This window comes from Pseudomonas amygdali (assembly GCF_002699855.1).
In the GTDB taxonomy this organism is placed as follows: Bacteria; Pseudomonadota; Gammaproteobacteria; order Pseudomonadales; family Pseudomonadaceae; genus Aquipseudomonas; species Aquipseudomonas amygdali.
In genome coordinates, this window is record NZ_LKBW01000047.1 from 1 (window position 1) to 13,447 (window position 13,447).

Genomic DNA, 13,447 nt, shown 5'->3' on the forward strand with positions numbered 1-13,447 from the left:
GAGCTGGTAAAACAAGGGCCTGCCTGACGGCAGGCCCTAACCAGCCCGAACACAAAAAAACTGATACTCCCTCCTACTGATCCACTTTGCCCACCAGAAAGCTTCAGTCGCGCGCGATGAGTACCAAACGCCATCATTATTGACGGCATAGCGCCTTTGCATTGGGCTCATTCCGGCGCTAACAACTCCACCATGGCCTTTATTTTTCGAGATATGGGGGAATAACGGAACCCATCAGCACAAGCGCACCACGAACGTAACACTTAAAGTGCCCAGATCACCGCTCCCTTTATTGCGCATTAAGAAATTACCCGATGGAAACGTTTTTTATGGCTTTATCGAACCGTCCGGAAATCATCGATACCGCTGATGGCCATTCCCTTTCCAACTCAGACAACAGCGATCTTGGGAGCAATTGGCAGGTGCGTTTCTGGATGATTTTCTCCGGTCAAACTCTTTCCCTGATCGGCTCCGGGCTGACCCAGTTCGTTCTCCTTTGGTGGATTACAGACACAACGGGTAGTCTGGCAGCGCTGGCAACCGCTGGGGTCGTAGCGCTCTTGCCACAGGCGCTGATCAGCCCTCTGGGAGGCATATTTGCTGACCGCTACAGTCGCCGCGTGTTGATGATTGCCACCGATATGATCAGCGCGCTGTGCATGTCGATATTGATCGTACTGTTTCTTACCGAGCGTGTTGAACTGTGGCACATTTACTGGATGATGTTCGTACGCAGCGCGATGCAGGCGTTCCAGACGCCGGCCGCATCGGCTAGTGTTGCTATGCTTGTGCCACGCAGTTTTTTACCCCGTGCAGCGGGTTTGAGTCAGGCCATGCAGGGAATAAGCCTGGTTGCTGCCGCACCGCTAGGCGCGCTCGCTATCAGCATGATCCCGCTGGGATGGGCACTGTCCATCGATGTGGTGACAGCACTATTGGGCTGCTTGCCGTTGTTGCGCTACCGTATTCCCCAGGCATCCAATAGCAACCGCACGGACCTATCAACTCTAAGGAGTGAGTTTCGCGATGGCTTGCATTTGATCTGGAGTCACCCTGGCTTGCGCCGCCTCTATGCGTTGATGGGGGCCGTGGTACTTGTGATTATGCCTTCGTTCACATTGGTGCCATTGTTGGTCAAAGAGCACTTCGGCGGTGGTGCGACGCACGTTGCGTTTATTGATGCGATGGCAGGCGCTGGCATGTTGGTAGGGGGCGTAGTTGTGGCGCTATTTGCGCCTCGCCAGCCAGTCACATGGATCCTCTGGGGCTTCGCTACCTCATGTTTCGCGCTAGCATTAACAGGTCTGATGCCGGCCGACCGCTTCAACATCGCCGCAGCGTGTTGGATGGTTAGTGGCATGTCCTTCATTCTAGGCGATGCCCCAATGACTGCATTGCTGCAAAGCAGCATCCCCAATCACCTGCAAGGGCGTGGTCTTTCGTTGCTGAATATGGTCATGGGGCTAGCCGCTCCACTAGGTTTGGCACTGACAACTCCACTAGGTGAGCTTATCGGCGTGCGATGGCTGTTTGTCGTTACCGGCGTGTTAGGCGGACTGATTTGCCTGATGGGATTTTTTTCAACCGCCGTGCGCCGTCTTGAAGACGGCACGCACTATTGATGCCCTCTCACAAATAACGTTCATGGCATGGAACCGATAACGACTTTTTGGCCACTTACATGGTTTAAGGACATTCCGATGCATACACTCTAGGTTTGGCAGAGTGTTTGATCTCAACCGCAGGGACACCCGATGAAGCAGATGATCTTCGCCGACGCCGAGTACGCTGATAAATGTAAGCAAGCCTCTAAAGAGCGTTTTCTGACCAAGCCTCATTATCCCAAATGCAAAGGGGTTCGTCCGGCCTTTCCGCCGATGGCCGTGCTGCGCATAAAACATGATTAAGCAGGCGGGATCAGCGGTAATGCGGGTTACACCGGCGTGGACAAGCATCAGGATCGTCAAATTATCTGGTCGATTGTTGTACGTCCGAGCCGCTGCAAAAAGCTTGATGAGACTAGTTGGATCGTGCAGGTGCATTGCAAAATCGAGTACGCGAAAGCCCAGTGCGCGCAAAGGTCGAACATCCGTTCCGCGTGATCAAGCGCCAGTTTGGGTATACGAAAGTGCGGTTTCGCGGGCGCTCTAAAAACACCGGGCAACAGGCCGCGCTCTTTACCCTGTCGAATAGTTGGGGGGGGCGAAAGCGCCTGCCGGTGATAGGAAAGTTGCACCTAAGTGTGGAAAACGTCTTGGGACGGTGCTAATCGACAAAACTTAATGAATTAAACGCGGGAAAAGTCTGAGGGTCTGATAGGACGGGGATTTTTTGAAACTCAGGCTAAAAAGTGATCAAAAGTTGATGCCTGCTTCAGACCTTCCTCAAGGCGTTTAATGAAAAAACCTGGAGGTGCCATGGTGTAATCATCTACCTGCTGACGCTATGAATGCCTGAATAACGTTAATCTCAGGATGCAGCGCTTGGCTGTAAAGGTCATACGTTTAAATGCGCCCCTTCAGTCAATATGGCGGCGTTTAAAATCGATAGAAAAATAAGGTCAACCATGTTATATCAAAAAGCAGAACCCGCTTACTTCACAACGACCCAAAGTCCAGTTGAAGTTTATACAGAATGGGACCCGTTGGAGGAGGTTATCGTTGGAATCATGGATGATATTCGTGTCCCGGATTGGGACATCGGCCTAAAAGCAATTATCCCGAAAGAATCCAGTGATTTTTTTATGACGTACTCCGGGCGACGCTTCCCAGAGGAGTTGCTTGTTAAAGCCAGGCAAGAAGTCAACACCTTGGCGCGAATTTTGGAAACTGAAGGCGTTCGCGTAAAAAGGCCCAATGAGTCAAATCACCACCAACCCATCATGACGCCGCACTTTACAACGGGCGGAACCTTTTACTCCGCCATGCCTAGAGATTGTCTTTTCGCAATCGGCAAAAAAATCATTGAAGTACCCATGGCTTGGCGAAGCCGTTACTTCGAGACCTTCGCGTTCCGCGACCTGTTGAACGACTATTTCAGTCAGGGCGCCGAGTGGATCGCGGCCCCCAAGCCCATGCTGAAGGACGATGTCTGGCAACCGAATTATGATTTCGAGCAAGAACTTCCGTTTCGTTCTATTATCACGGAGGTGGAGCCGCTGTTTGACGCCGCCGATTTTATGAAAATGGGCCGGGATATTATCGGGCAGCGCAGCCATGTGACGAACAATAAAGGCATTGAATGGTTGCGTAGAACCTTGGGTCCGGACTACCGCGTGCACATCTATGAGTTTGAAGAGCCGGGCCCCATGCACATTGATACAACGATATTGCCGTTAGCACCGGGCCGCGTACTCATCAATAAAGATTGGGTGCCACAGATTCCTGATATTTTCAAGGACTGGGAAATTCTCAATCCGCCTCCCTCCAACCTCCCGGATGACCATCCTTTGTTCATTACGTCGAAGTGGATTCACACGAATGTCCTGATGCTTGACGAGCGGACTGTCGTGGTCGAGAAAGATGAAGAGGCGCTCATCTCCGCTTTCCGCAAATGGGGCTATGAAACCATTCTTTGCCCTTTCAAGCACTTCCAATCCTTCGGCGGCTCGTTCCATTGTGCCACTTTGGATGTTAAGCGACGGGGAGGACTGCACCGTTATATTTGAGGGCCTTGCCTAAGCGTGTGCAGGGCCTGAAGGCCCTGCCACTGACAAAGACATTTTCAATCGGACACAGACGATAGGAACTCGACATGCGCCCTACAAAAAAAATACTGGTGGTTTCTTCCGAACTGGATGCCGCGAAAACGGTACGCGACGTCAAAACCATGTACCCGTCTGCCACGTGGGATTTTATCTTCCTGTTGGAGGATTTTCTGGGAGTGGCCAACGATGAGCTGAAGTGCCCTGAACACTTTATCGTGCGCGACTTCGCCGACACAGCCGGGGTGATGGCGGTGCTGGAAGTGATTGCCCAGCAGCACGTTATCTCTCAGGTTGTCCCCAGCGATGAATTTTCTGTTTACATTGCTGCATTGGCCAATGACCGCTGGGATCTTCCCGGTATAACCCGTGAAAAAGCCAAATCTTTTCGTGACAAAAAAGCAATGAAGGAAATCGCTCAACACGCCGGTATCAGGACTGCGCGGGAAATCACCTTGTCCGACATCGAGGGCGGGCATGTTGAATTTCCTGTGGTCGTTAAACCGCGCTCTCTGGCAGGTTCAATGGGCGTCAAAATCGTTACTGAAGCAAAACAACTGACGGAAATGGATGTCGACTGGGGAGCGGCTTACCGAGATATGGATGAGCGACAGTACATGATTGAACAGTACAACCCTAATACGATTTATCATATTGACTGCATTGTTCTTAAGGGCCACCTATCTTTTATTTCAGTCGGTCAGTATTTGGGTAAGCCTATTGACTTCTTGCAAGAAAAGCCGGTCGGAGTATTGTCTGTACCTGATCAGGCCGTCGAAGATACGTGGCGACCCTTTGCTGAATCCGTGATTAACGCTTTTGAAGCCCCTGAGGGGGTTTATCACATTGAAGCCTTTGCCGATGCCGGCTTCGGCTTAGAGTTATTGGAAATTGCTTATCGTCCTGGCGGAGCAGCGATTGTAGAAATGATTGAGATGGTGCATGGGCTGAATTTGAAATGCATTCACTTAGCGGCGCAACTTGGGCTCGTCGATTATGTCGATTCGCAACGTCAGGAAGAGGCGTTTGGTTATATGACTTTTCCAAAAAAGCATCTTTCTACTGAAGCGCTTTACGTCACTCAGATTTTCTTGCCCCCCCTCGAAAGCATGCCGACCTTGAGAACCCACGTAGTGCCGGCTCTAGGTGACATCGCATCAGGTGAATTCTACTGTTACAAGGATTCGCTGGGATCCTTCGTATTTTGTGGAGACCGTGACCTTGTCTCACGGGATGTGCACTACCTGAGCGAACATTACTCGGTAAAGGTCGCCGCGAAAAACAGCCCTCCGTTTGAGGAGTGACATTCCCCTTTGCACAATTAATGATAACCACATTTAAAAGAGCTGTTAGGTCATGGACAAAAATAAGCCAAACACTATTCTGATCGTCTCTTCCGAACTGGATGTAAGCGAGGTGGTCTCCCGAATCAGGAGTCTCTACCCGATCGATGCCTGGACGTTCATCTACCTTCTGGAGGATCTTCTGGGGCAGGCGGGAGAGGCGCTGAATCGCGATGGACACTTTGTGATCCGAGACTTTGCCGTTCACACCGAGGTCGAAAAGGTATTCGGCCAGATTGCAAGGAAATATTCCGTCACCGCCGTCATTCCGAATGACGAGTTCGCGGTATACATTGCTGCATGGGCCAACGACTGTTGGCAGCTGCCTGGATTGACTTTTGACGTGGCGACACGGTTTCGTGATAAAAAGCGAATGAAAAAAATTGCCCAAAAGTTTAATATCCCGACAGCAAAAGAACTATCGCTTGATGATATTAACCGTGGAGGGGCGACGTTTCCGGTTATTTTGAAACCTCGGTCTCTGGCGGGATCTGTAGGGGTCAGAATCATTACTGAGGTCCAGCAACTTTCTGAGGCATATGCCACCGAAATTGATGACTATCAGGATATGAATGAGCACCAGTATCTTATTGAAACTTACAACTCACAACCCCTTTATCAAATTGATGCTGTGGTTCTAAAAGGGCAGCTGGCGTTCCTGTCTGCAGGTAAGTACCTAGGTAAACCCATCGATTATCTGGCCGAATGTCCACTGGGATATTTTTCACTTGCTGAAGACGATCTACACACCCTATGGCGTCCATTCATCGAGCGAGTGTTGTCCGCTTTTGAAGGGCCTGATGGTGTTTACCATATTGAAGCGTTTGGTGATGCGGGCGACGGATTTGAATTACTTGAGATTGCCTATCGGCCCGGTGGGGCTTCCACTGTCGATATGATAAAAATCGCTTATGGGATAGACCTGCGTTTCATTCATCTTGCCGTCCAGTTAGGGCTTGTCGATGCCTTGCACGTTGACCGTAAGGGCGAGGCGTTTGGCTATATGACGTTCCCTAAAAAACACCTCGCCAAAGAAATGCTTTACGTCACTCGGGTTTCACTGCCGAGTATGGAAACCCTGCAAACACTGAAGATGAAGAAAATTGCGCAGGTAGGCGATATCGCTTCAGGTGAATTTTTCTGTCACAAGGATTGTCTGGGGGCCTTTGTATTCTGTGGCGATCGAGGCAGCGTCGCTCATGACTTGAAATATGTTGAGGAGCATTATCAAGTGCATGTAGAAGTTGTGCATGGTTGATAGACAGTATCCTTCAGGGGATCCCGTCTTGAATTAAACCGGTCGCCAGTTATGTGGCAGCCACTGATCTGTCTCGCATCGCCTGATGCGTCGGCTGGCGCGTGAGAACCTTCCTTAAGGTACGCATATTGGTCATGGCAAGGGGCAGCTGATCAAGGTCTTGAGCGCTGCAGCATGTCCTTAAAGCGCTGCATGATGTCGATCACCAGCGAGTTCACGGCCAGAATCTTCATGGCTCGTGTGACAGCTACGTACAGAAGGTTTGTATCTGGCTGGATCTTAGGGAGTGACGCCACAAGCGTCACCCAAATAGAAAACGCCTCCTCGGAGGTGTTTTTTAGCATCATCGGGGTATAGCGCAGTCCGGTAGCGCGCCTGCTTTGGGAGCAGGATGTCAGGNTTTCGCCCAGCTGTATCAGGGTTGAAGATCAGAGCTCAAAAACAGTTGTTTTGAGCTCAACAGAAAAGGCGTCCTTCGGGACGCCTTTTCTGTTTGGGGTTTATAGCTACAACACTCATTAAGCGATCAGTACTTCGTACGTCTGCCCCCACCTGTAAGACTGTTTATAAGCTGTCTGGCTACGCACAAACGTCTCAAGGAGACCCCCGGCTTCCCACGATCCCGCAGTAGTTATGCCTGGTTTACACCATGTCTGTTGATTGGGTGGCCGCGCTAGCCACACCCACCAGCGACACTTCCGCGGCTGGCGCAAAGATCATATCGTTGTTGCCCAGATCCTGGGGCCAGTCGCCGGTGAGGGCAATCTCAAACCGATGGCCCTCAGCGTCAGGTTCCACATCCTTGAGGTAGGTGCGGTCCAGATCCGCGTTATAGGCCATCTTCAGCGTAGTGCCGGTACCGTCGCCGAACCCTGTGTAACCCAGCGCCGACACATCGATCTTGTCATTGTTGTCTGCGAACCGGGCAATAAGGTCCACGAAGCTCTGGCTGTCCGTGCGGTCGCTGTCAGTGGCTGCCGTGTAGCGGAACACGTCAGCGTCATTGATGCCATTACGGCCATAGACCGAAAGGTTCGGGTCGTCGCCGCCGATCAGCAAGTCGGCGCCCGCGCCTCCGATGATCACATCCGAGCCTCTGCCGCCGTCGATACGGTCGTTGCCGGCCAGGCCATAAATGACTCCGACATTGCGCTCCCCGTGATTACGTCCTTGCCAGCCGTTCCTTCGACGGTGGGGGCCGTGAACACCAGGTTGGTGCTGTTCAACTGCCCCGTCAGGTTGCCTTCGAACGCCAGTTCGAAGCGCTGTCCGTTGGCGTCGGCATCGAAGCTTTTCAGGTATGTGCGAGTACCCTCGGCGTTGGCCTGGACGGCGAGCGTGCCATTGTGGCCATCGCCTATGCCGGTAAAGCCCAACGCAATCAGATCGACACGGTCCTGAGAGGCGTCGAAGTCCAGAATCCGGTCGCTGCCTGTTTCGGTAGCGGTACGGTAGCTGTCGCTGATCTGGGTGAAGCGGAAAATATCTGCGCCCATCCCGCCTGCCAGCACGTCACGGCCACCCGCGCCTTGCAGCACATCGTCTCCGCCCAGGCCACGGATAATCTCGGCCGTGTCGTTGCCAATCAGGTGGTTGGCCTGGCTGGATCCGTCCACGTGGTATTGGCCGTCTTGGCTGCCGAAGGTGGTGTCCAGGCTGCCATCGGCGTTCAGACGGGTGATCACGTCGCCGGCGATAAGGATTTTGCCATCGGGCTGAACGATTGCCGAGTGGGCATAGTTCGACGCGCCTTGGGGTACCTGGATCGTCAGCTTGCCATCGTCACTAAAGGAGGTGTCGAACGAGCCATCCGCATTTAGCCGCAGTACGTTGAAGGCGTTATTGTCGTTACTCTCGCCGGCCACAATGATCTTGCCATCGGCTTGCACGGTTATCGCAGCGCGGTAGTCCAGCCCCAGCGCGGTATCGAAATACACCACGCCGTCCACGCCAAACGCGGTATCCAGGTTGCCGTCGGCTGCAAGTCGCTGAACGGCATAAACCGGATCGCCCGGGTCGTGGGGGCCGTCGGCACCCACGTACAGCCAACTGCCGAGCAATACGCTGCCGTCGGGCTGCACGACCGTGGCGATATTGCCGGTGCCGTATTGCCCGGTCGGGTTGAGGAGAAGTGCGCCGTTGGCACCGAAATCCTCGACCGGCGCCCCGGTGCTGTCCAGCTTGAATACGATCGCTTGGGACGTGCCGCGAAGGCTGACGTACACCGAGCCATCTGCTGTGGCGTAAATAGCCATTCCATCAGCGCCGATCGGTACATCAAGGCCCGCGGCACCGCCATTGCCGAATGTGGTGTCCAGAGTGCCATCCACGTTGAAACGTTCTACCTTCAAACCGCCAAGCCCTGGCTGTGCTGATAGCACTTTACCGTCGGCCTGCACCGCCATTACGTAGTAAGCATAATCTTCCGGGTCCAGGTTGCCGGGCACGAGGGCAATTCCCTCTTGGCCGAAGCTGTTGTCCAGGCTGCCGTCAGCGTTGAGGCGCACCGCCGTGAAGCTGCCGCGCGTACCATAGCTTTCATCGCCAGGCGAGCCAGGATAGCCAATGGCAGTCTGGAAGCTTTCGCCACCGACAAGGATTTTGCCGTCAGGCTGAAGGATGATGCTCCAGTTTGAATCGCTACCCGTGGAAGGGTCGACCTGCACTGTCCCCGGGCCTGTTCGCACGGTGTAGTTGATGGTGGCCTTGCTATCGATTGACGCCATGACATTGTCCTTTAGGCATGGAACCCGAACGGATTGGGAAGGGGCTTGCACGGATCCTCTGGATCTGACCTTGGCAGGATGGATAAATGCGAACGTTTTGTGTTCCGCCGACAGCACACCGGGTCAACTGGCCCTCGCGTTAGTACTCCGGTATTGAACAAACGGCCAAAAGCGTTAGTTGACCGGGGTCGGTCGTCCTTGCCTCCATTCATCAGAGATGAGCGTGAGTGGTCGCGTGCTCGCCGGTCGAAATACACTGAACGCCTCCGCCCAGTCTGACTCCAAATCTTGCCCCGGCGCTCAAAGCCAACGTATCACGTCGATGGGTGCTTGAATCCTCTGCCCAATCAAGGAATTCCCATGACCGACCCACGTAACGTCGCCCACGACAAAAAAGTTCAGCAAGAGAAAAAGAACCACGGCGAAGAAATCGCGCCAAACGCTGAACACGCGCCTCAGCCAGGCATGAAGCCAGCACTCAAGCACGACGACGATGACAAACAAGACGAGCAAGCTTGAGCCAGGTATCAGCCCGACTTGAAGATTGAGCTCAACAGAAAAGGCGTCCCCAGGGACGCTTTTTTTGTTCAAGGATAAATTTTCAGTCGAGACCGCTTTGAACATTGGGCACTTCGCTGAAGACGTCGTCGCTGGTAGCTTCGCCGAAATGCGCTCGCTTGGCGGCCAGAAATCCGCCGATCCGTTTCCGGCTGGCATAGTCGGAGTAGCCGCCGAACAGGCAGAGATCCGTCGATGACAGGTCGCTGATGGGCGCCAGTTCGCTGAGGATTGCCTGCGTCAGCTCGAAGGCGCCGGGGTAGTTGTCACTGGTGATCGATGGCGCGAGGGTACCCGGCAGGTCGAGATTGAGATGCCGCACGCCGGCACGCGCGCAGGCGCTGTGGATGCTGTCCGGATCGGTAGCGTCGACGATGAGTAGCTCGTCGATGGAGTAGGCCAGCAGCGACTCCACGGTACTAAGCTCCAACTGCGGATCGCGGCAGCATCAGCCCGACCAGGCCGGAACGAGACTGTCGCAGGCCACGGGCCTGCAGATTGGTGCTGTAGCCGTGTTCGTCAGAGAGAGACTGGATGAGCTACGCCGTCGCCTCCTTGATCCGTCGTTTTCGCCAGGAGCCGTTGAGCACCGCACTGATCGACGCCCATGCGGGCTGGGGCGGCTCCCTCGGCAGCGCGGCGCGGCGCTGAGCCTGGCCGACGGTCTGCACGTGGTGCCCGAATTTCCGTTGCTGCTGAAGCGGGTCTGCGTCTGCTTGATTTCATGGAACGCATGGCGAGCCTGGACCGCGTATTTACACCGGTACAGGGAGCGCTCGCAGACCAGCATCGCAGGCGCTACGCTGCGTTCAAGGTTCTTCAGGCAGCTGAACGAGAAGTGCGATCTATCTTCATTCGAGAGTGAGTTCGACCCTGAAGTCCGTGATGAGCCTGCTCAACAAAAAAGGGTCCAGACGCCCCGTTTTCGGTGCTGTACTGGACCCTTGGCGATCAAGCTTGCTCCCACGGCCTGCGGCCAGAATCGAGAACAGACTTGTGTATAGCGCCGAGCGCTACAACTACGGTCAGAAACGAACCGTCACGCCTGCATTAACCGAATGGAAGCGCGTGTCGGTGCCGAACTGCCCCTGGTAGGACAGGTCCAGATCGGTCTGCCTGTTCAAGCGCAGTTTCGCGCCTACTTCAGTCAAGGCGGTGTCGCGCGTTTGAGCGACGCCCTGCACTTCGAAGTTTGGCCCGCCAGCGAAAGACTGGACGTTGCGCGGGTCCAGGTCACCGTAGGCACGTCGCCAGCCGACTGAGCCGTAAACCTGCGTATTGACGTTCGCCACATTGATGCTCGACGACGCGCGCAGACCCAGTGTCGAGAAGAAGGTGTCCTGTTTATCGCTGGACACGTCCAGTGCGGCTGGTCCGCCTTTTTCGTGCAGGTCTTTGGCGTCGTAGCGCACGTAGGAAAGACCGGCGAAAGGCTCCAGAGCCATGCTGCCGACCGGTATGCGGTAGGCCGCTTCACCACTTGCCTGCAGCGACTGGGCATTGCGTTTGCCGGTCAAGTGATCACTGAATCCGGCAAACGCCACGTTCCGCTCACTTTCCAGCTTGTGCCAGGTGTAACCGACGTCAGCACTGAGGCGCAGGGCATCGATCTGACCACCGGTGTAGAGGCCCAGATGATAGTTGTCGCTGTGACCGTCAGCATCGCTGTCATCGGCGTCGAACTTCGAACGGCTGTAGCCAGCGTAGACGCCACCGCGCCAATCCGGTGTGAAGCTACCATCGGCCCCGAACAGCAGGCCGCCAGTGCTTTGGTGCAGACCACCGGCACCGTTATTGCCGCTTGTCTTGGTCCAGTTGCCGAATGGCTGCACCCAGGCACCGTTTTGCGTGGTCGGTGTGCTTGGCATCAGATTGAGTGCCATGGCTGGCATGCGCAATGTTCCCGTATCCAGAAGATTACGCATACGAGTGCCCAGCACTCCTGATACCACCTGACTATTGGCGATCAGGGCCGTCGAGGTACTGCCGAGGTAGTCGCCAGACAGTTGATCGGCTGCGTTGCGAGCGCTTTCGGCATCCAGAACCAGCAGGTTGTTGTAGAGGCGCAGCGGCTCACCGCTTTGCTCGAGTACGCTCAGCGCGCCAGCGGTATTGAACTGGTTTTGAGTCAGCATGACCGTCTGAAAGATGCCTGGTGTTGGTGCGGGTTCTGGAGTGGGCGTAGGTGTAGGCTCTGGTGTTGGTGTTGGTGTTGGTGTTGGTGTCGGCGTCGGCTCAGGAGTTGGAGTTGGCTCCGGTGTTGGAGTTGGAGTTGGCGTAGGTGTCGGCTCTACGCTTTTTTGCTCGGTGGTGAGGTTCAGATCATTGGCGGTACGCTGCAGTCCGACATTCAGGAACGCCGAGTTGGTCAGCGCCTGGGCATAGGCGGTGCCTGCGGCGGCACCGTCGACCACACCGCCCTGAGCAGAGAGCAGGGTGTAAGTCCTGCCGCTCTGATAGCTCTGCGCAGGATCCAGCGCAGTCACGTTGACCTGCGTACCGCGCAGTGTGGCTGTGCCGCTTACGTTGATCTTGTCTGCTCTACCGTCGCCTGCGATGTCCGCGGCGTAACGTGAGCCTGCGGCCATGTCGAGGTCGCCTTGTATGGCCAGCGCACCTATGGCGTTTTCTCCGGGCGACAGAGTACCGCCGGAAGCTACCTGCGTAGTACCCACCTGACCGACGCCGGCCAGAACACCGCCGTCCAGTACCTGGGCGCTGTTGGTATAAGTCCCGAATTCGGTGCGCCCGGCAATACCATTGACCACCAGGGTGCCATTGCCTACGTTAAACCGCGAAAGGCTTTGGGTGGTGGCTGTATTGCCGCGCTGATTGACCTGGTCGACGTTCCCCGACAGCACCAGTCGCCCGCCGCGCACAACGACGCTGCCGGCCAGCCCGGTAAGGTCGCCGCTCAAGGTGGTATTGCCGTTGAACGCATACACTCGGCCCGTTCCGTTCAGCGTGTTGGCAACCTGCAGATCAGTATCGGTATGGTTGAACGCCAAATGCCCCCCGTTGCCAGTGCCGAAATTAATGGCGGTTTGCGGGTCCAGTCGGCCGGCCGCCTGAGCTGTTCCGGCAGTCGTCGAATCGATATCGGTACGGTTGGGGTCGGTCACGACCGGACCGCCCACAGCAAGCGTGCCGCGTGTCGGATTGTTGATGCTGCTGATGGTGCTGATGAGAATACCGTTGGTAGAACTCAGCTCGGCACCGTCGGACAGCGTCAGGTAAGTGCGAGAGTCACTGGTGCCGAGCGTCATGCTTTGCGCTGCCAGGCGGGTGCCTTGTCCGGAAATACTCACCTGATTGCTGCGGCCGATGATGGCCGAACCCAGTAAGAGCGAGTCGGTAGTCAGTACTGCGCCGTTATCGAGAGTAAGGTTGTTTCTGTTTCTGAACGCGCCACTGTTGTCCCAGCGGGTTCCGGCGCCGGAAAGATTGACGACGGAGTCGATGTCTACCTGCTGGCTGTTGATCTTGCCGCCATCATTGGCCGTTATGCTCGACCTGTAGACAAACACCCCACCGGCTTCGATATTGACCGCGTCGACCAGGGAGTTCTGGCCACTGACCAGCAACTGCGCGTTCGAAAATTCGTTGGAGCGATAGCCGTTGACTTCACCCAGATCCAGATCCCGCACCGACACCTGACCCCCGTTGCGCACGTTCAGGTCGCCTTGACCGACCCCACCGACAACGATCGTGTTACCCAGTACAAATGAGGTACGCGGTACTACCCAGCGCGAACCGGCCCCTTCGACTATGACGCTGGCCTGGGCCGGGAGTATCAGTTTTTTTGTGTTCGGGCTGGTTAGGGCCTGCCGTCAGGCAGGCCCTTGTTTTACCAGCTCGG

Annotated in this window: 7 protein-coding genes and 3 pseudogenes; 7 read left to right on the forward strand and 3 right to left on the reverse strand. The window is 55.2% G+C overall.

What is annotated here, in order from left to right; genetic code table 11:
• Positions 1 to 314: 314 nt before the first annotated feature.
• From AO277_RS05480 to AO277_RS05500, 6 genes and pseudogenes are all read left to right on the forward strand, one after another.
• Positions 315 to 1,622: an MFS transporter gene (locus AO277_RS05480; RefSeq protein WP_044319678.1), complete on the forward strand. Its 1,308-nt coding sequence runs from the start codon at positions 315 to 317 to the stop codon at positions 1,620 to 1,622.
• A 132-nt stretch (positions 1,623 to 1,754) separates the two neighbouring features.
• Positions 1,755 to 1,907 (forward strand): hypothetical protein, encoded by a 153-nt coding sequence (locus tag AO277_RS29585; RefSeq protein WP_005769299.1) that lies wholly within the window; start codon positions 1,755 to 1,757, stop codon positions 1,905 to 1,907.
• 9 nt (positions 1,908 to 1,916) lie between these two features.
• Positions 1,917 to 2,269 (forward strand): annotated as a pseudogene (locus tag AO277_RS05485) (transposase); the annotation flags it as partial.
• A 297-nt stretch (positions 2,270 to 2,566) separates the two neighbouring features.
• Positions 2,567 to 3,667, forward strand: a complete 1,101-nt coding sequence (locus AO277_RS05490; protein ID WP_044319680.1) for an amidinotransferase — start codon at positions 2,567 to 2,569, stop codon at positions 3,665 to 3,667.
• 86 nt (positions 3,668 to 3,753) lie between these two features.
• The gene (locus AO277_RS05495) at positions 3,754 to 5,007 is read left to right on the forward strand and encodes an ATP-grasp domain-containing protein (protein ID WP_044319677.1); all 1,254 of its coding nucleotides are present in this window, start codon (positions 3,754 to 3,756) and stop codon (positions 5,005 to 5,007) included.
• Between the two features lie 52 nt (positions 5,008 to 5,059).
• Complete coding sequence (locus tag AO277_RS05500) at positions 5,060 to 6,304, forward strand: ATP-grasp domain-containing protein (protein WP_044319676.1); 1,245 nt, start codon at positions 5,060 to 5,062, stop codon at positions 6,302 to 6,304.
• Between the two features lie 642 nt (positions 6,305 to 6,946).
• On the opposite strand, the pseudogene AO277_RS05510 reads toward AO277_RS05500, so the two are convergent.
• Positions 6,947 to 9,030, reverse strand: a pseudogene (locus AO277_RS05510) (calcium-binding protein).
• A 360-nt stretch (positions 9,031 to 9,390) separates the two neighbouring features.
• On the opposite strand from AO277_RS05510, the gene AO277_RS05515 reads away from it, so the two are divergent.
• Positions 9,391 to 9,549, forward strand: a complete 159-nt coding sequence (locus AO277_RS05515; protein ID WP_005732296.1) for a hypothetical protein — start codon at positions 9,391 to 9,393, stop codon at positions 9,547 to 9,549.
• An 82-nt stretch (positions 9,550 to 9,631) separates the two neighbouring features.
• Here the strand turns inward: AO277_RS05515 and AO277_RS05520 are convergent, their stop codons facing one another.
• Positions 9,632 to 10,003: a type 1 periplasmic-binding domain-containing protein gene (locus AO277_RS05520; protein ID WP_044319675.1), complete on the reverse strand. Its 372-nt coding sequence runs from the start codon at positions 10,001 to 10,003 to the stop codon at positions 9,632 to 9,634.
• Positions 10,004 to 10,613: 610 nt separating this feature from the next.
• Positions 10,614 to 13,373 (reverse strand): annotated as a pseudogene (locus tag AO277_RS05525) (autotransporter family protein); the annotation flags it as partial.
• Positions 13,374 to 13,447: the final 74 nt, after the last annotated feature.

What these genes read in the sequence shown, in the direction of transcription:
- AO277_RS05480 (WP_044319678.1), top strand. Translation starts at nt 315, where the DNA reads ATGGAAACGTTTTTTATGGCTTTATCGAACCGTCCGGAAATCATCGAT.
- AO277_RS29585 (WP_005769299.1), top strand. Translation starts at nt 1,755, where the DNA reads ATGAAGCAGATGATCTTCGCCGACGCCGAGTACGCTGATAAATGTAAG.
- AO277_RS05490 (WP_044319680.1), top strand. Translation starts at nt 2,567, where the DNA reads ATGTTATATCAAAAAGCAGAACCCGCTTACTTCACAACGACCCAAAGT.
- AO277_RS05495 (WP_044319677.1), top strand. Translation starts at nt 3,754, where the DNA reads ATGCGCCCTACAAAAAAAATACTGGTGGTTTCTTCCGAACTGGATGCC.
- AO277_RS05500 (WP_044319676.1), top strand. Translation starts at nt 5,060, where the DNA reads ATGGACAAAAATAAGCCAAACACTATTCTGATCGTCTCTTCCGAACTG.
- AO277_RS05515 (WP_005732296.1), top strand. Translation starts at nt 9,391, where the DNA reads ATGACCGACCCACGTAACGTCGCCCACGACAAAAAAGTTCAGCAAGAG.